Genomic DNA, 17,744 nt, shown 5'->3' on the forward strand with positions numbered 1-17,744 from the left:
ATGAGGCGAGCGACAGCGACCGTGCTGCTCACGGCGACGAGCATGGTTCTCGCCGCGTGCATGGGAGAGGGAAACGACGTGCAGCCCACCGAGACCCAGGCCACCGCCGTCGAACGGGTGGAGAAGCTCATCCAGGACGCGAAGGCGCAACTGCCCGCCGGCACCACCCTCGACGACGAGTACCGCAGCAACGAGGCCGCCTGCGACGATCCCACCGACAACGGCCCCGCCGGACGGATCTTCGTCGAGCACCGCTACTCGATCGTCTCGTCGGACAACCACGGCCGCTGGAAGAGTGACCTGGTGATACCGCCACTGGTCGCGTACTGGCAGCAGCAGGGCTTCCGGGTCAGACACGACCTGCGGGACCAGCCAGACCCCCGGTACACAGTGGAGAATTCGGACGGCTATCGCGCCACCATCGAAGGCTTCGACCGGGGCAGCTCCTACGACTTCTATCTCACCGTGGGCTCACCCTGCATCTGGCAGAACGGCACGCCGAACCCGCAGTAGGCCACCACCGGCTCCGGCGCGCTCGTCGAGGCGATCGGGCCACCCCCATCGGATGATCTGCCGCCTCCGCCACACCGTCCAGGTCGGAACATTACGCCGCAACGGGGGAGCCGAGACGGGCCATCGGGGAAGTGATCGCCGGTAATGTTCGGTGAGCCCGTCGTTAGGGGAGGCGATCCGGCGAGTGAGTGTGGCACCTTCGATCCAGCAGCTCGGCGACTACCGGCTCATCCGCCTCCTCGGGGCGGGTGGAATGGGTGATGTCTACTTTGGTGTCTCGCCGACCGCGGACCGTGTCGCGGTGAAGGTGATCAAACAGCATCTGCTCGCCGATTCGACGATCCGGAAGCGGTTCGCGGCCGAGGTGGAGAGCCTGCGGGTCGTCTGGGGATCGCGGGTCGCCCGCCTCGAGGCCGCTGACCCGCTCGGCGACCCGGCCTGGCTGGCGGTCGAGTACGTGCCCGGTTCGACCTTGTCGCAGTACGTCGAGCAGCGCGAGCCGCTGCCGCTGCCGCTGGTGGCGATGATCGGAGCGATGCTCGCCGACGGGCTGGACCGGGTGCACCAGGCCGGTCTGCTGCACCGGGATCTGAAGCCGCACAACATCATTCTCGGTCGGGACGGGCCGGTGCTGATCGACTTCGGCTTGGCGGTGCTCACCGAACGGGGCGATTATCTGACCGACCCGGGCGCGATCGTCGGTACTCCGCACTACATGTCGCCGGAGCGGATCAGGGGCGAACGGGACCAGGCAGTCGGTCCGGACATCTACGGACTCGCCGCGACCCTGGTCTTCGCGCTCACCGGGCGCAACCTCTATTCCGCCGCCGGTGGGATGCACGGGTTGATTCTCCAGATCACCGACCCGGACGTGCTGCCGGATTTCTCCGGGGTCCCGGTCGAGGTGGTGCCGTTGCTCGGCGCGATGCTGGCGCACGATCCGTCCGCCCGGCCCAGCCTGTCAGTGGTACGCACCCGGTTGCTGGCGATCGCCACCTCCGGTGGGATACCCGTGATCGAGATGCGGCGCCGGGTGGGGGAGCTGACCTTCGACGGCAGCAACGAGATCATGGTGCCACCGGAGTTCACCGACCCGATCCAGGACCCGGAGGACAGCACCGCGGGCGGCGGCAGCGATGACGGTGATGTCGACGATCGCGTAGTGGTCGACGGCGACGCCGGCAGCCGTGCGGATGGCGGGGGCGGGCCGGAGACCCGGGTCGACCCGAACCCGCCCGGGCGACTACCGACGACGCTGGTGGACCCAGACCCGCCGGACCGGCAACGGGCAGAGGTGGGCTGGCTGACCGACCAACTGCGCCGGCAGTACGCCCGACGCGGCACCCTGTGACCTGCCTGGCTCGACCGGAGTCGCTGCAATCCCTCGACAACCGAAGACCCCTCCCGCGAAGGACGCCCCCACCCCATGACGCCTCCGCCCGCCTTTCCGGCAGCCGATTCCCAGTACGCGCCCGGCTCGCGCATCCTGGTCCGGGACGAGGAATGGCTGGTCCGGACCGCCAGACCGGTCCGGGACGGCGTGATGATGGTGAAGGCCGTCGGGGTTTCCGAGTTCGTCCAGGACGTCGAGGCGACGTTCTCCACCGAGCTGGAGACGGTCCAGGCGATGGTGCCGGAGGAGACCAGGCTGGTCCAGGACACCTCGGCACGGTTCCGGCGCAGCCGACTGTTCCTGGAGGCGGTGCTCCGGCGTACCCCGTTGGCGCAGTCGGAGCGCGGTCTGGCGCTGGCCGACCGGTTCCTGCTCGACCCGTTGACCTATCAGCAGCGGCCGGCGGAGCTGGCGTTGGCTGGGTTGCGGCCCCAGATCCTGTACTCAGCTCGAGATTCGCTGGAGGGAGCATGAACGAGAATTCAGGCCTACCCGAATTCTGGGAGGAGTTTTGTTCTCTAGGGCAGGAAGTTGACTACTTTGTGACCGCCCGGCTGTTTGACGGGACGCCTGCGGCGTGGCCTCTTGAACTCAACTACATCAAATGGCGGCATCTCGTTGCAAGCGAACTCGGCGTCGACCCGATGGCGGTCCAGCTAGTCGGAAGCGCCCGTCTGGGCTATTCGCTAAACCCGAGGAAGAATTTCAGGAAGTTCCATGCAAGCTCGGACTTGGATATCGCGGTGATCTCACCGGAACTATTCGATCGAGCGTGGAGCGAGCTTCGAGAAATAATTGATGACGAAATCTTCGCCAAGAATAAAACCTATCTCCGGAAGCTGGTGTTCGAAGAATGCATCGCCCTTGACGTAGTACTGCCTCGGCTGTCCTTCGGTGAGCGGTGGTCGCGGTCGAGAGACAGCTTCGTCCAAGACCTCGGGGAGACCTTTATAAACTGTGAAGTCAATTATCGACTATACCGCAATCACAAGTCGCTCAGAATCTATCAGGTGAAAAGTGTAGGAATCGCGCGAGATCGCGCGATTGAGGAGGGCGTGCATCGTGGCTGATCACGGGCTGAAGTTCGAGATTGAGTCAAAAACGGTAGCGGAGTTCCGGTCGCTGGACAAGTCCGGCGAGCTGATCCTCCGGCCTGAATACCAGCGTAAGGCCGTCTGGCCGGAACGTGCCAAGGTTTCTTTGATGGAGACCATCCTCCTCGGATATCCGATCCCGGAGATCTACCTCGCTTACGAAACGTCGCCCGAAGGGGAACAAACAGCTTCCGTCGTTGACGGCCAGCAGCGCCTCACCGCCTTGCTTGAGTTTATAAACAACAAATTTCCGCTGGATGGGCTAGAGGACGAAAAGCTGATCCAGAAGTTCGAGGGAAAGCTTTTCAAGGAACTTCCCGACGATGTGCGTCAAGAGTTCTTTCAATATCGCTTTCCGATTCGGCGCCTATCGAACCTTGCCGATCAGTTTGTGCGCGCAGTCTTCGCCCGAGTCAACAGGGTAAATATGGTGCTGACAGATCAAGAGCTCCGGAATGCCCTGTTGCCTGGCCCCTTCAACGAATTCCTCAAGGATTGTGTAGCCCACCCAATAAGTGTGGTTTCCGGAGTTTTCAGTGGTGAACGACGTAAACGAGGCGGTGACCTAGAGTTCTATGCTGAGGTCTTTGGCACCTGCATCTTCGGGCTGTCCAACAAAAAGACCGAACTCGACGAACGCTATGATAAAATTTCCGAAGATTTCGAAGATTACCAGGATCGTTCAGTAGAGTTCCTTGCGTTACTGACGTTCCTTAGAAATACGCTCAAGTGGGGCGGCCGAACCAGATGGTCGAACATCGTCGATATGTTTACGCTGCTGCATGTTTCTTGGGAGCTACGCGAGAAGCTCTGTAGTGCTGACTCGGTCCGGGCCGAGCAGATTCGGGAACTTCTGGATCTGTTTCAGCGCGCAGTTTCAGCCAGGAAGCGCAAGGGCGAGGACGAAGAGAGTGTCAGCCTCTCTGCATCGCTTTCGGGCACGCTCGAAATGGCGGTCGAGCAGGTTGATGAAGCTATCGAAGGGTATATGTCGGGTATCCGCAACTCGTCCGACTTGGGGTCACGCCGAATTCGCTCCCGGCACCTGAGATCCATAGTTTCGAAGAAGCTCGAGAGCTGACCGAACTGTTCCGTCTAAGCCTAGGGATGAAACTGCTGGAGCACTACCGTCACCGTTCGGTGTGAGCCAGTTCAAACTCCTGGGGGCGGACCTAGGAACGACTCGCGATCGCATTTGCCTCGGCGAGCAGCGCGTCAAGTTCGTCGTCTGTGATCTTTCCGTCGGTCAGCACCTTGTAGGTGACCGCAGCCTGGATCTTTCCGATCGAACTCGGCTCGATGTTGTAGTCGGCGTCCGGGTCGATGTTGGCTCTGATGAGCGCCTCCGCGTCCTGAGCATCGATAGTGGGGGCATCGTCTGCCAGACCGGCCCGGAGGTCTGCGACGAACCTGATCACCTCTGCTGACGTTGCGTTCTCCCCGAAGCGTCGATCGACGGCAAGGAAGAAGAGCGCAGCCAGGAACCGAGGAAACCCGTCCCAACCCTCAGCGTCCAGTTGCGCTTCGATCCTCTCGTTGGCCTCGTTGTCACCCCTGACCAGGGTCCGGATGTAGGCTGCAAGCTCAGGTTTGGTCGTCATCTCTCGTTTTCTCTCGCTGCTTCCTGACGCTGTTCCAAACCGACTTGGCCGCGACGGCAACCGCGCCAGTGGCCATGATGGCTGCTGTCACGGGGTTGTCGATCTGTGGGCGTTCCTGCGACTGAGGCGGTTTCGGGGGAGCCGTGCCGGCAGATGTCGTCCCCGAGGGGCCGTGCTGCTGCCGAAAGTACTTCAGGACCGCCTTCCCGCCATCCTCGACCTGCTTCAAAGTGGACTCGTGGTCCTCGGCCTTCTGCATCTGCTTGCGCCAGATGATGTCTGCTTTGCGTCCCCGTCGTCCAGCTTCGTCCAGGAGACGTTCATCCGAGGGCATCTCGGTGTCCTGCACCTCGTCGTCCGACGCTGAGCCAGGGGCAATTCGGTTCGAATATGCGGCGAAGCGTGCTCTGGCCTCCGTCAACAGGCGGGCTGTCCTGGCAGCCTTCTCGCTGGCCGTCCGGATGTCGGTGATCGCTTCATGCATCTGGGGATGGTCACAGCCCGATGCTCGGAGTACCGCTGGCGAGCCTGTTTGGCGTCGGCTTCGGCGCGCATCGCGGTGACCGCCGTGGCGGCGAGTCGTTCCCGCACCGCTTGCAGTTCGGCCACGATGTCGGCGATGGAGCTGGTCATCCGAGCGTCGCGAGGTAGGCATCGGCGTGCTCAACTGCCGCGTCGATGCGGCGTACAGTCAGGTCGACCTCTCGGCCGAAGTCCTCCAGAATCTTCAAGCCGGCCTGGGCGTCGTCATCCTGGCTGTCGTGCACGGTGAGACGGGCGAGCTGTTCTGCCTCAGCGGCCTCTGTGCCCACCGTGACCAGGATTTTCTTGGCTTCCTCTGCAGCCAGAGATCCCTGGCGGATCGTCCGCTTGACCTCGTCGATGTTCACAGCATCGCCCCTGATCAGGCCAGCACGCTTGCACACGCACGGGCGGCGCTCGCGCTGCCCCGGACAAGGGCGATGGGCTGTGCGTGTATGCTTTCGGCTCCCTCGGCCCTGGGCATTCGGTGTCCTCCCCGGTCGCCAGACGACGGCGGTGCGCGCAGACACGCGGGAGGTGTCGGGTTACCGCCGCGTGGTCGATCGAACACTAACCGAAGGGACCGGCGAGAGCAGCCCCGGAAACGGAGGTCTCATTGCCTGAAAGACGACGGACGCAGTCCCCTGGCCAGGATTCCGGGCCGCTGTTGGTCAGCGCTGGCCGGGCAGGAGGGTGGCGACGAAGCCGGACCAGGCTGGGCCGGTGAAGGCGAGGATCGGTCCGCCGAGGTCCTTCGAGTCGCGTACGGCCACAGCCCCGCCCGCGTACCGCACCTCGACGCAGGCGGCGTTGTTCGCACTGCGGGACGACTTGAACCAGTCCTGTTCAGGAGTGTGCTCGATGGGGGTCACGTCATCTCCTTGGCGATCCGCCGGATCAACGCCAGCGACTCGTCCGAGCTTAACGCGCGCTCCAGCGTCTCCTCGAAGGTGACCACGTAGTCGGCCACCCGGCCCGACTGGTCGATGATGTCACTGGAGGTCAGGATCTCCTGCCAGACCAGCTCGGGCAGCCGAGGCGAGGGGAAGGAGAGGATCTGGAACGGTCCACCGAGCGCGGGATAGGCGCCTGCGGTGAACGGCACGATCCTGATCTGGATCTGCTCCGGCCGCTTGGTGACCAGCGTGGCGAGATGTTGGAGCTGGTCCCGCATCACAGCCGGTCCGCCGACTTGCTGCCGAAGCACACCCTCGCCGAGCACGGCGATGAGGGTGAGCGGGTTATCCCCGGTCAGTCGCGTCTGCCGAGCCATCCGGACCGCAATCCGCCGGTTGACCTCGGTGAGCCGAACGTAGGTGTTGCCGCCACGCATGATCGCGCGGGCGTACGCCTCGGTCTGCAACAGGCCGTCGATTACGTCGCTCTGGTAGCTGCGGACATGGTCAGCGCCGGCTTCGTAGCCGAGGAACCGGAGGAACTCGGCGGGGAAGAGCTGAGAATACTGGTGCCACCAGGCACGCTTGGTCGACGATTCCCGTAGCTGCTCAAGCTCTGCCGCGTCGTCGGGCTCGATCTCGTAGACCTGCACGAGCTGGGCCAGGCGGTCGGCGGGCAGCTTGACCTTGCCTGCCTCCACACCCGACACGTACGCCTGGGCGATGCCCGTGGCCCGACCCGCAGCCACGGCCGTCATGCCCAGTTCCTCGCGGCGCTCGCGCAACCGGAGTCCGAGCTCCCACGCCTGCACGGTCGGCGACTCCAGCGGGCTTGGCTTCGCCCGACGGGACTTCGACGCCCCCGACGACTTGGCGCTCACCATGACTCCTCCTTCGAGAACGCTGAGGAAGATAGTACGGGAAACCCGCCAACTCATCCTCTTGATATAAACGCGATCATCCTCAATGCTAGTCACTACAGGTCAGTGACCACTTGGTAACGCAACTGTCCCTGAGATTGCTTGTCGATTCTGGAGTCGCTTCACCTGGGCGGGGCGGCCAGCTCAAACGAGTTGTCCGTCCCGGCTTCTGAGTCACGCCCTGCTGCCGTATGTGTAGCCGCGCCTGCGGCGGTGGGGCGGGGTGGCCGCGGTCTGGGGTAGGGCAACCCGAAGGTCGGGCTGGGGCCACCCACCCACGTCCTGTTTCCGAGAGGCTGGTGAGAGGTCATGCGTGCTCTGCTTCGATGGTTGTTCCGGCAGAAGGCCCGGGAGGGGCAGCCGCTACGGCGGCTCAGCTCGGCGTACCGGTCGGTGGCGTACCGGCCGTTGTGGCCATCGCAGGTGCGGCTGCGCCGGTTCACCCCGGTCGGCTTCGGTCGGCGGGGAGTCGATCCGGCCGAGGTGTCGGAGTTCCTTGACCAGGTCGCCGGTGACCTGGCCAGGGCGTACGCCGAATTGGCCAGCGCCCGGGAGCAGAACGCCCGGATCAAGGACGCGTTGCGGCGGTGGCAGTCCCGGCAGGTGTCGACGGCGCACGGGTTGGCCCGGCGCTGATGGCCGGACCCTCGGTGGTGCAGTGCCGGTCGTGTGACGGCCTCTCCTTCACCCTCGACCCGTGCCGCTGCACCTACGGCGGCAACCGCCTCCTGGTCGCCGAAAGCGACAGCGAGTCGGCCCGACGGTCGGCGGGGGAGGCGTACCAGGACTGCCTGGAGTGTCAGGGCGTCGGCACGGTCGGCCGGCCCTGCCATGACTGCGGGCAGACCGGGCGGCGCCGAGCCCAACTCGTCCTCACGATGGCAAACCTGGACACCGGGGCGGTGGCCTCGGCGAACGTCGTACCCGGGGTGGTGGAACCCGCGCCCTGGCCCGGCGACGGCGGTGGGAGCTGGCATCTGCCGCTCGCCCCGCTGCTCCGCGACCTGGCCGCCGCCGTCGGTGTCGGCGCCGGCTCGTGGACGGACGTCCGCCAGCCCGGTGACCCGGACGGCCCGCTCGTCTTCCTGCCCCGCGCCTGGCGTCCGGAGCACTCGGCGACGGTCCGGGAGGTGCTGGAGGCCGAGGCGATCGCCGGGGAGAGCACCGACGCGTGGCGGCTCTATCTCGGCCGGTCAACGGTCGCGCCGCCGCGGGAGGCGCCGGCCGAGCTGGGCCGGCTCTGCCGGCTGGCCGACCTGCTCTGCCTGGATCTGGTGGTCGAGGCCCGCCGCCTGATCGCCACGGCCGGGCTGACCTGGGCGATCCGCTTCGAGGTGCCGGGCGGGCCGGTGCCGTCCGAGGCCCGGGGCTATGCCGACGACCTGACCACCGCGATCGGCACCACGACAGTCCTCGACGCCTGCGACGGGCTGGAGGAGCGCGGCCAGACCGCCCCCGCCCACCATGTGACCCTCGGACAGCCGCCACCCGACCCACCCACGATCGACCTGGACCAGCTCGAACGGCGGATCCTCGCCGACTGTCTCGACCTGGCCACCGGCGACCCGACCGCCGGGGCGCAGGCGATCTGGCGGGACGGCCGCTGGTGGCACACCAGCCTGCGTACCGCCGGGACCTCGGAAACCCTCACCGAGTGGTCGACCGGGCAGATCTACAGCCGGCGTGCGACGAAGCTGCGCCGGGGCTGGCAGCCGCCGGCACCGTCGTGGCAGGACTCGCCCATCCCGTACGTCGACTGCTCCGACTGCGACCCGCACAGTCGACTCCGCCGCTGCGACTGTCGACTCGGCACCGACCGGGCCGATCCTGACTGCCCGAAGTGTGCCGGCTCCGGGCGCAGCCCGTCACTGCTGCGCTGCTACACCTGCCGGGGCACCCGCCGGCTCCACTCCGAGGCGGCGATCACGATCACCGACCTCGCCGGCCGGGTCGTACACCTCAGTTGGCGCAGCGACGCGGCCGGCTGGCGTACCGGTGAATTCGCCTGGCGGGACGACCCCGCCGACCACCAGTCCGATCGCGCCGGATCCGGCGGCGACGGCCGGGTCCGGCCGGTGGGGGAGGAGACCTGGCGGACCGGCAATCAGGTGCCGGCACCGCAGGTGGCAACCCACCCCGGCGGCAAGCCGCTGCACCAGCTTCCCGACCACTTCCGGCTCGCCGGCTGGGCCGACCACTTCGGCGTACGCCCGGAGGACCTGGTCGAACTCGACGGCGGCGGCAGCCTCGACCACAGTCTCCGGGACGGCACCGTCACCCTGCACCGGCCCGACGCCGACCCGCTCACCGAATATCTGCGCTGGGCCGCCCGGGGCCGACCCGGCGGCCGGCTCCTCGTGCTGGCCCGCCGGCCCGACGTGCCGCCGCTGGCCGACCTGGTCCGGCTCGTCCTCGGGCTGCGCCTGACGGTCACGATCACCCTCGTCGACCACATCCGCAATGCCGGCGACCTGCGCCTCATCCAGGGCGAGAGCTGGGACGTCACAATCGACCCCCTCGGCCGGCTGCCCACACCGGCCGACCCGCCCACCTATTCCACCCCGGAAGCCGCGACCGCGCACTGCCTCGAATATCTCGAACTCGCCATCGCCGGCAACGTCCCCGACAACCCCGACCAGCAGATCCCGGTGCCGCAGACCCCGACCCCGATCGCGGTCGACGACCCGATTCCACTACTCCGCCGGCTCGCCCGCCATCACCCCGGGCAGTCGGTAGCCGTCCACTACGACGGCACAACCTGCCACATCTGGCTCCGCGAACGCGACGACGTACGCCAGCTCGCCACCGCGCCCACCCTCCCCGCCGCCATCGGCGCCCTCGGTCTCTGATCGATCATCTGTGCCGGCAACCGCATTGGCGGCCACTGGAGCCGGCCTATCGGCTAACCTCGGCCCCGCAGCGGAAGTGGCACCGCTCGCGGTGTGGACCGACTGGGACGGCAACCACATCACCTCGGCGGCGAACTGTGAGGCGCGCCGCCAATATATCGCCAGGACATACAACATCAGCTTGAGCAATCTGCGATGCCAGAGGCGGAATGTCGGTCTGCCGCCCTGCACGCTCTGGCGTTGGATTCTCCAGGTCAGGTCGGTGGACTCGCTCGCTCGCCCGCACGATCCGGTGACGGTCGCCGCTCCGGCCGCAGCGCTATGCTGAGCCGTGCCCACCGAGTCTGACGAATACTCGCCCTGGTTGTCCCTCGTCCTGGAAGAGGGGAAACCGGGGTGGGCGGCAGGCCGTTTCGTCCACGCCAGTGGCCAGCCGTTTCTGGCGCCAACTGACGAAGACGCGGACGGTTCGGTGGGAGTCCCGCTCATATTCGACGGCGCCCGCCCCGACATCGCAGAAGTCGGAAATCGATGGGTCACCGTGACGGGCGTCCTGCGGGACCAGCGCCTGCATGTCAGCACCCTTGCCCTTGGGGGTGCCGGATCGGCCTCCCCGGCAGCGGCAGAGATGACTGGTCGTGGTGACAATTCGGCTCGGCAGAGCCGGTCTGTTGAGCAGAAGGCGCCGGCCGAGCGTGAGTTTCAGCTGGACCGGCGGCTCCCGGCCGAGACACTGTTGATCGAGCGAGGGCTCCTGGTCGACGCGTGGACCGAGGAGGCTACGGGACGGCGGATCGCACTGGCCACGGATCCCGAACCGGTCCGGGACGCGTTGCAGCCACACTATCCGAATTCGATCGAGGTGGTCCCCAGCCGGTGGGACCTGCGATATCTCGACGGTATCCGATCGCAGGTGCCGGACGAGATCCTGCTGGCCTTCGGCAATTCGGTGGGAAAGATTCACCAACTACGTTTGGCGATGACCCTGCTGCACCTCCCGGCGGCGGTGGCGCGACGGCTGGCCGGCTACCCGGCCGACGCACTCGACGTCCGGGTGCTCGTCCAGCCGGCGCCCGGGACCGGCTGACCGGCGGGGCCCCGTCTTCATGCAGCGACAACGAAGCGACCCCGGCGCCCTGGACGGCCGGGACGGCCCGGCCGTGCTCGGCCGGCTCTCCCGCGAGTTGTTCGGTGGCTGACGACCAGGTCTTCCGGAGCGCACCGAGCATCCCGGACGAGGACCAGCCGTTCGCCCTGCGTCGCAGGGCGCTCGTGTGGGTGCTGGCTCTGCAACCCGTCGTCTGGCTGGGCATTCTGTCGCCGCTGTGCATCCCGGCCGTCAGTCCGTCCGGGGTGCCGTGGACGCTGCTGGTCCTGGTCCTGCCCTTCCTGATCGTGGTGCTGTTCGCAATCCTGCGCGTCATCTCCAGGGTGACCGGCATCTGGCTCGCCGCCGACCCTGGCGGGGTCTGGGTGCGGGCGCGGAGTCGTGCCGGTACGGACGCCTTCGCGGTCCGGGTGCCGTGGGACCACGTCGAGTCGATTTTCGCGATCCAGACCAGTCGTACGGGCATCTCGGGCGGACCCTGGACGCTTGTGGTCCGGGTGAAGCACCTGCCTGCCACGCTGCGCCTGCCCGACCAGCAGAGGGCTGACCGGGCGACGTTCGCGGTGAGCACCTGGCTGTCGAACTACTCCGCGCGGGAAGCCATCGAGATACTGGCTCGAATCGCCGCCGAGCGCGCACCGGTCGGCTGACCGCCCGCGCCGGAAGCCGTCCGCGTCACCTGGTTAGCTGCGGATCAGGTCCCGGAATTGTCGAAAATTGTCCACGTCGGCTGGCTGCACTGGGTCCGGGTTGAAGCGGACGGCGGCGCGGCGGATCTGGTTGGGTACGGTCACTGCTCCGGGCGGCCGGCCGATTTCCCGGGTGCGGCGTCCGGGCATCAGGAACGTGAGCTGATTGTGGGGCAGTTGGCCACGTGGGAGGCTCAACCGACGGGTCGGCGGCGATCGCCGTACCCACCCGGGAGTTCGCGGCCGAGGTCGCGATCCGGCTGGAGGCGGACGGCAGTCCGGCAGTGGAGATCGGCCCGGACGGGCGATCCGTCCCGACGATCTGCACGTCGGCACCATGCACCGGTCCACGGGTCTGGAGTACCAGCGGGTGATCATCGCCGGGGGCGCCGACGGATCGGTGTCAGGCAGGCGATCGCCGCGTTCACCGACGAAAGTGATAAATCGTCGATATAGGAGCTGAGCACCACCCAACGCTACAATTTCGACGAACAGCGACGTTCCCCCTCCACAGCCCGATCAGCGGAGCCCGGAATCGGACCTGCGCCGGCCCGGCAACCACGCCTTCGCCGCCATCGAGCCGGCGGAGCCGGAGGAGGCAGCATGTCGCCCACCTCGATCCGTCCGGCCGACGCGGCGTACCGGCGCCCGGCCGACGCGGCGCACCGGCTCCGCTCGTGGGTCCGTGGCGACCTGCGGTACGACCTGCCGGCCTCGCTCGTCGTCTTCCTGGTCGCCGTGCCGCTGTCGCTCGGCATCGCCGCCGCCTCCGACGCCCCGGTCGCCGCCGGCCTGATCGCGGCAGTGGTCGGTGGAATCCTCGCCGGGCTGTTCGGCGGATCGGCACTCCAGGTCACCGGTCCGGCCGCCGGCCTGACCGTGGTGGTCGCGGAACTGGTCGGCCGGTTCGGCTGGGCGGCCACCTGCGCGATCACCGTGGCGGCCGGGTTGTTGCAGGTCGCCTTCGGGCTGTGCCGGATCGCCCGGACCGCGCTCGCCCTCTCACCCGCGATCGTGCACGGGATGCTGGCCGGCATCGGCGTCACGATCGTGCTCGGCCAACTGCACGTACTACTCGGTGGCGAGCCCGGCAGCACGCCGATCCGCAACCTGCTCGACCTGCCCGCCCAGCTGGCGACCCGGCACGACCACGCGACCCTGATCGGGCTGACCGTGATCGGGTTGCTGGTGCTCTGGCCCCGGCTGCCGGGCCCGGTCCGCCGGATTCCCGGCCCGCTCGTCGCCGTCACCCTGGCCACCCTCGCCGCCGTGGTCTGGAACGACGTCGATCTGGCCCGGGTGCAGATGCCCGGCTCGCTGCTGAACGCCGTACACCTGCCGGAGCTGCCCGACCGGGACTGGCCGGCGGTGGCCGCGGCGGTGCTGACCGTCGCCGTGATCGCCAGCGTGGAGAGCCTGCTCTCGGCCACCGCCGTCGACCGGCTGGCCGCCGACCGGGCCGCCCGGGGCGAGCGCCCGACCACCCCGACGAACCTGGACCGGGAGATGATCGGGCAGGGGCTGGCGAACAGCGTCTCCGGGCTGCTCGGCGGGCTGCCGGTCACCGGCGTCATCGTGCGCAGCTCCACCAACGTCGGTGCGGGCGCCCGGACCCGGGGCTCGGCGGTACTGCACGGGGTCTGGGTGCTGCTCTTCGCCGTACTGCTTGTGGTGCTCGTCGAGCGGATCCCGATGGCGGCGCTCGCCGGTCTGCTCGTCGTGGTGGGCCTGCAACTGGTGAAGATCTCCGACATCAAGCGGGTACGCCGGCACCGCGAACTCGCCGTCTACGTCGCGACCGCCCTCGGCGTGGTGGTCACCAACCTGCTGGAGGGAGTACTCGTCGGGCTCGTCCTGGCGGTGGTGCTGATCCTCCGCCGGGTGGTCTGGGCCAGGGTGCACGCCGAGCGGGTACGGGCCGGTCCGGCCGGTCGGGAGCACTGGTCCGTACACGTCGAGGGGACGCTCAGCTTCCTGGCCGTCCCGAGGCTGGCCATGGTCCTCGGACGGGTGCCGCCGGGCAGCACCGTCGACCTGGAACTGGTCACCGACTTCCTGGACCACGCGGCCTTCGACCACCTCGACGGGTGGGTACGCCAGCACGAGACCACCGGCGGGCGGGTGCGGCTCGACGAGGTCGGCCCGGCGGCCCTGCGCGGCGACCAGCCCCGGCCGTCCCGGCGGATCCACGCCCTGGTGCCGCCGCGCTGGTTCTCGCCGTGGTCCAGTTGGCAGGCCCGGCATCCGGACGGGTCCGGCGAGCCGAACCACACCGACCAGGCCGGTGCGCCGCACGCCGCACTCCGGCCGTTGCACGTCGGAGTACGCGAATACCACCGTCGCTCGGCGGCCCGGCTGCGGCCCTTCCTGACCGAGCTGGACGGCCGGCACGCCCCGCACAGTCTCTTCCTCACCTGTGCCGACGCCCGGATCCTGCCCAACGTGATCACCAGCAGCGGACCGGGGGACCTCTTCACGGTCCGCAACATCGGCAACCTGATGCCCGCCGACCACTCGGCGGAGTCCTCGGTGGCGGCGGCCGTGTCGTACGCCGTCGAGGTGCTCCGGGTGCCGGCGCTGCTGGTCTGCGGGCACTCGGGCTGCGGGGCCATGCAGGGGCTGCTCGGCGGTCGCGCCGAGGAGGAGAGCCATCTCGGGCGGTGGCTGCGCTGGGGGCGGCCGAGCCTCTCGGCGTGGCGGGCCGGGGACGCCGTCGGGGTGGCCGCCGCCGAGGACGGTCGGGCCGAGGTCGACCAGCTGGCGATGGTGAACGTCGCCCGCCAGGTGGCGGTGCTCCGGGAGTTCCTCGCCGCCCGGGGTGTGGAGCCGGGGCGGGTGTCGGTGCAGGGTCTCTTCTTCGACATCCCGACCGGCCTGCTGCTGGTCCTGGACGAGCGGCGGCAGCGGTTCACCTCGCCGCCGGAGCAGGAGTTGGAGAGCACCGGCGTCGGCTTCGTCCGCCCGTAGCAAGGACGATCCACTTCGGACGGGACGCCGGCTGAATCAGCCCGCCGGCTGGCGGTGCCGGCCGTGTGCCCGGGACCAGAGCGAACCCCAGCCGCCGTCGGGCAGCCACGACGACGGCAGCAGCAGCCCGTGCGCGGCGATCCGGTCCCAGAACCCGTCGGGTACGCCACCCAGCTCGATCGCGTCGGGCCAGCCGGACTGCCAGCTCCCGTCCTTGAGCGACGACTGCGGAAAGCCGGGCACCCGAACCCGGCGGCGTGGCACCACGACGGCGACGTCGGCGGTGCACGGCCGGTCGTCGGGAGGCCCGGTCCGGAGGCCGCCCCAGGAGGTCACCGCCAGCGCGGCGGCCCGGATCAGTCCGAGGTGCGGTCGGGCCCGTACCGCTTCGGCCAGCTCGGCGGCGTCCTGACGGAGCAGCGTACCCAGCGCGGCGCGCACCCGCAGCGCGACCAGGTCCGTGGTCCGGGCGACGCTGACCTGCCCGAGCCGGGCCAGCGGCCGGAGCGCCCCGGGTAGGGGAGCGTCGACCAGCAGCGGGGCGAGCCGGTCCGGCGGACCGTTCCCCAGCTCCCCGGGCGGCCCGCCGGGTCGCCGGGGCGGGCCGGCGGTCCCGTCCGCCGACTCGTCACCGCCGGCCGCCGCCTGCTCGATGAGCGGGGCGGTGGCCAGCTGCGGTGCCGGCACGCCGGCCGGTGCGGCTCGGGCACAGTCCACTGTGCTGGGCGGCGGTCCGCCGGTGGGCGGTGCGGTCAGCGTCCGCACCGCGCGGGCCAGTGGCCGCTCCCCGCTCGCCTCCCAGAGCGCGACCAGGCCGGGCCCGCCGGGGTCGGCCAGAGTGAGCCGGCAGGCTCGGGCGACGCCGGCCGGGGTGGCCCGGCGCAGCGCGGTGAGCGCGTCGTGCGGATCCGCCGCCGGACCGGGCGGCGCACCGGCCAGTCGGGTCGCCAGGACCGCCAGCACTTCGGCCGCCCGTACCGCCGCCGGCTCGGCGAGCGTCGCCGCCGCCAGTTCGTCGAGCGGGCGCCCGAGGTCGCGCAGCACCCGCACGGCGGGGCGGCGCCGGGTGGTCCGGGCCGGCCGGTCCGGGGCGCTCTCGTCGTGCCGGACCGACCGGCGCGGCCGGGCGACGGCGCCTTCGGGTGGGGCGAGGGTGGCCAGCCACCGCCCGGTCCGGCGGAGCAGTTCGGGCTCCGGGTCCTCGTTGAACCGGGCCTTGATCTCCGCCAGCCGCCAGCCACGGGCCGTCGGCCGCAGCTCCGCGTTGACCAGCATCCGACCGTCCGGTGCGCGCAGGGCGATCAGCACACTGCGCCCCCGGGTGGCGTCCTCGGCGTAGTGCGGGCCGGCGATGCAGTTGCCCATGTAATGCGACCAGTCCGCCAGCTGCCGGGCAGTCCGGGCCACCTCGATCCGGGCGTCGGTGCCGGGCAGCACCGTACCGTCGTACCGCTCGACCGGCGCCGGCACGGCGAAGGTACCGGTCAGCGCGGTGGCGATGGTGGCGCCGTCGACCAGCCCCGCGACGAGGTCCGGCCAGCTCCGACACCGGGGCGGGACCTTCGCGCCGAAGTCCACCAACTGCGCGGCGGCGGCCACGGCGAGCGGGATCGACTCCGGCCGGGGCACCAGTGGCTCGTCCGGCGGTGCCGGATCGGCGTCGACGTCCGGGGCGGCGTGCCGGTATGCGGAGAGTACCGCCTGCCGGTGGCCGTTGAGCCGGGCCAGCGCGTCGGCGAGTTCGGCGCACCAGAGCAGGTCGCCGATGGCCTCGACCTCGGCCGCCGGAGTGCCCGCCGCGGCCCGCAGCCGTTCGGCCAGCGGCGGGAAGGGCGGTTCCGCGCTCGTCGTCGCGTCGTGGTTGGCGACGCCGAGGAACGGCTGCTGGTCCCAGCTGTCGACCCGGTCCGGCGACAGATAGCCGACCCGGTTGCGCCAGTCGGCCAGCGATCCGCGAGCCCAGGCCGCGAGTTGTCCGCGCAGCGACACCGAGTCCTGCCAGCCGAGCGTGCTGACGAGTCGGTCGGCTGCCGCCAGCGTGACCCGGCAGTAGTCACCGGCCCGCGCCAACCGCTGCCGGACGTGGCTCGCCCCGGCGGCGTCCAGCGGCGCACCGGGCCGGCTCCGGGCGAGGATGTCCCGCAGGTACGAGCCCGGGCGGGCCGGCAGGCCCGCGAGGCCGGGGATCCGCCGAGCCGACAACGACGCCTCCTGCCGGGACCATTCGGCGAGAGCCGCCTCGATTTCGTGCCGGTGTGCCGCCAGGGCGGCGTCGAGGCCACTGTCGACCACGCTCACCGCGACCCGGGCCAGCACGGTCGCCGCCAGCGCGTCCCGGAGCACCCGGTCCGCCGCCGTCAGCCAGTAACCGGCCGACGGCTGCCAGCGGGCGGCCCGCAGCACCGTCGGCTCCGGGCCCAGCTCCCAGCGCAACTGTCCGGCCAGCTCGTCGTCCTCGTATTGCCGGTAGCGGGCGGCCAGGTCCGCGGTGCGCTCCTGCCGCGCCTGCGAGGCGCGCAGCCGCTCGCGGCGCAGCCGGGTCGTGCCGTGCGCGCAGACCTGCTGCCAGAGGTCGGTCAGCAGCGCCACCCGGCGCGGCCGTGGGACGTCCCGGAGCAGCCGGGACAACTGCCCGCCCAGCACCGAGGGCAACCCGTTCGGGAACGGGTCGACCGCCTCCGGCGCCCGCAGTTCGAGCAGCCGGACCAGCTGTTCCGGCCCGAGTACGTCGCTGGCGGCGACGGCGAGGCGCAGCGCCGGCCAGCGGCCCTCGTCGATCACCGCCTGTGCGGCGGCGCCGAGCGGCTTCGTCGCGTCCGGACCGAAGAGCGCGACGAGTACGGCCCGCCGGTCGCCGAGCCGGCCGGCCACCCCCGGCACCATCAGGGCGGCGAGTACGGCGTCCCGGCGGTCTCCGGCGGCTCCCTCGGTGCGGGCCGACCGGAAGCCGTACCCGAGGCCGACGCCGGCCCCGGCGACCAGCGGGCCACCGGCGGCGACCAGCCGGGCCAGTTCCCGGACCGCCTGCTCGACGGCGTCCGTGCCGGCGGAACGCGGGCCGAGCGCGACCGGGCTGCCGGGATCCGGCTCCGCGCCGAGACCGACGGCCCGGCCCGCCGGGTCGAGAACCCAGACCCGCTGGCCCGTCCCGGCGACCACCCCGCCCGCGAGCCGCACCGTCACGAGTTCATG

17 protein-coding genes are annotated in these 17,744 nt (G+C 69.7%); 11 read left to right on the forward strand and 6 right to left on the reverse strand.

What is annotated here, in order from left to right; genetic code table 11:
• From O7626_RS05830 to O7626_RS05850, 5 genes are all read left to right on the forward strand, one after another.
• Positions 1-513 (forward strand): hypothetical protein, encoded by a 513-nt coding sequence (locus O7626_RS05830; RefSeq protein ID WP_278059994.1) that lies wholly within the window; start codon positions 1-3, stop codon positions 511-513.
• A 184-nt stretch (positions 514-697) separates the two neighbouring features.
• Positions 698-1,864, forward strand: a complete 1,167-nt coding sequence (locus tag O7626_RS05835) for a serine/threonine-protein kinase (RefSeq protein ID WP_278059997.1) — start codon at positions 698-700, stop codon at positions 1,862-1,864.
• Positions 1,865-1,939: 75 nt separating this feature from the next.
• Positions 1,940-2,380 carry a hypothetical protein gene (locus tag O7626_RS05840; protein ID WP_278059999.1) on the forward strand — a complete coding sequence of 147 codons (441 nt, stop codon included), beginning with the start codon at positions 1,940-1,942 and terminating at the stop codon, positions 2,378-2,380.
• The gene (locus tag O7626_RS05845; protein ID WP_278060001.1) at positions 2,377-2,976 is read left to right on the forward strand and encodes a hypothetical protein; all 600 of its coding nucleotides are present in this window, start codon (positions 2,377-2,379) and stop codon (positions 2,974-2,976) included. Before O7626_RS05840 ends, O7626_RS05845 begins: the two co-directional genes overlap by 4 nt.
• Entirely contained in the window at positions 2,969-4,081 is a 1,113-nt protein-coding gene (locus O7626_RS05850; RefSeq protein ID WP_278060003.1) for a DUF262 domain-containing protein, read from the forward strand. Before O7626_RS05845 ends, O7626_RS05850 begins: the two co-directional genes overlap by 8 nt.
• Before the next feature lie 91 nt (positions 4,082-4,172).
• On the opposite strand, the gene O7626_RS05855 is transcribed toward O7626_RS05850, so the two are convergent.
• The 5 genes from O7626_RS05855 to O7626_RS05875 all read right to left on the reverse strand — a co-directional run bounded on the left by O7626_RS05855 (position 4,173) and on the right by O7626_RS05875 (position 6,996).
• Positions 4,173-4,601, reverse strand: coding sequence for a hypothetical protein (locus O7626_RS05855; protein ID WP_278060004.1), 429 nt, complete (start codon positions 4,599-4,601; stop codon positions 4,173-4,175).
• A complete protein-coding gene (locus tag O7626_RS05860) occupies positions 4,585-5,085 on the reverse strand; it encodes a hypothetical protein (RefSeq protein ID WP_278060006.1) in 501 nt (166 codons plus the stop codon). Before O7626_RS05860 ends, O7626_RS05855 begins: the two co-directional genes overlap by 17 nt.
• A 145-nt stretch (positions 5,086-5,230) precedes the next feature.
• Entirely contained in the window at positions 5,231-5,491 is a 261-nt protein-coding gene (locus O7626_RS05865; RefSeq protein WP_278060008.1) for a hypothetical protein, read from the reverse strand.
• A 303-nt stretch (positions 5,492-5,794) separates the two neighbouring features.
• Positions 5,795-5,995, reverse strand: coding sequence for a DUF397 domain-containing protein (locus O7626_RS05870; RefSeq protein ID WP_278060010.1), 201 nt, complete (start codon positions 5,993-5,995; stop codon positions 5,795-5,797).
• Positions 5,992-6,996, reverse strand: a complete 1,005-nt coding sequence (locus tag O7626_RS05875) for a helix-turn-helix transcriptional regulator (protein ID WP_278060012.1) — start codon at positions 6,994-6,996, stop codon at positions 5,992-5,994. Before O7626_RS05875 ends, O7626_RS05870 begins: the two co-directional genes overlap by 4 nt.
• A 252-nt stretch (positions 6,997-7,248) precedes the next feature.
• Here O7626_RS05875 and O7626_RS05880 point away from each other — a divergent pair, with 252 nt between their 5' ends.
• The 6 genes from O7626_RS05880 to O7626_RS05905 all read left to right on the forward strand — a co-directional run bounded on the left by O7626_RS05880 (position 7,249) and on the right by O7626_RS05905 (position 14,552).
• Entirely contained in the window at positions 7,249-7,575 is a 327-nt protein-coding gene (locus tag O7626_RS05880; RefSeq protein WP_278060014.1) for a DivIVA domain-containing protein, read from the forward strand.
• Positions 7,527-9,788 carry a hypothetical protein gene (locus O7626_RS05885; RefSeq protein ID WP_278060016.1) on the forward strand — a complete coding sequence of 754 codons (2,262 nt, stop codon included), beginning with the start codon at positions 7,527-7,529 and terminating at the stop codon, positions 9,786-9,788. The genes O7626_RS05880 and O7626_RS05885 overlap by 49 nt, the downstream gene beginning before the upstream one ends.
• Positions 9,789-10,152: 364 nt before the next feature.
• Complete coding sequence (locus O7626_RS05890; protein ID WP_278060018.1) at positions 10,153-10,875, forward strand: hypothetical protein; 723 nt, start codon at positions 10,153-10,155, stop codon at positions 10,873-10,875.
• Positions 10,876-10,979: 104 nt separating this feature from the next.
• Positions 10,980-11,546 carry a hypothetical protein gene (locus tag O7626_RS05895; protein ID WP_278060020.1) on the forward strand — a complete coding sequence of 189 codons (567 nt, stop codon included), beginning with the start codon at positions 10,980-10,982 and terminating at the stop codon, positions 11,544-11,546.
• 224 nt (positions 11,547-11,770) lie between these two features.
• Positions 11,771-11,959, forward strand: a complete 189-nt coding sequence (locus O7626_RS05900) for a hypothetical protein (protein ID WP_278060021.1) — start codon at positions 11,771-11,773, stop codon at positions 11,957-11,959.
• A 229-nt stretch (positions 11,960-12,188) separates the two neighbouring features.
• A complete protein-coding gene (locus O7626_RS05905; RefSeq protein ID WP_278060023.1) occupies positions 12,189-14,552 on the forward strand; it encodes a SulP family inorganic anion transporter in 2,364 nt (787 codons plus the stop codon).
• A 36-nt stretch (positions 14,553-14,588) separates the two neighbouring features.
• On the opposite strand, the gene O7626_RS05910 is transcribed toward O7626_RS05905, so the two are convergent.
• Complete coding sequence (locus O7626_RS05910) at positions 14,589-17,735, reverse strand: hypothetical protein (RefSeq protein WP_278060025.1); 3,147 nt, start codon at positions 17,733-17,735, stop codon at positions 14,589-14,591.
• Between the last annotated feature and the right edge of the window lie 9 nt (positions 17,736-17,744).

The sequence above is a fragment of the Micromonospora sp. WMMD1102 genome, assembly GCF_029626265.1.
Classification (GTDB): domain Bacteria; phylum Actinomycetota; class Actinomycetes; order Mycobacteriales; family Micromonosporaceae; genus Plantactinospora.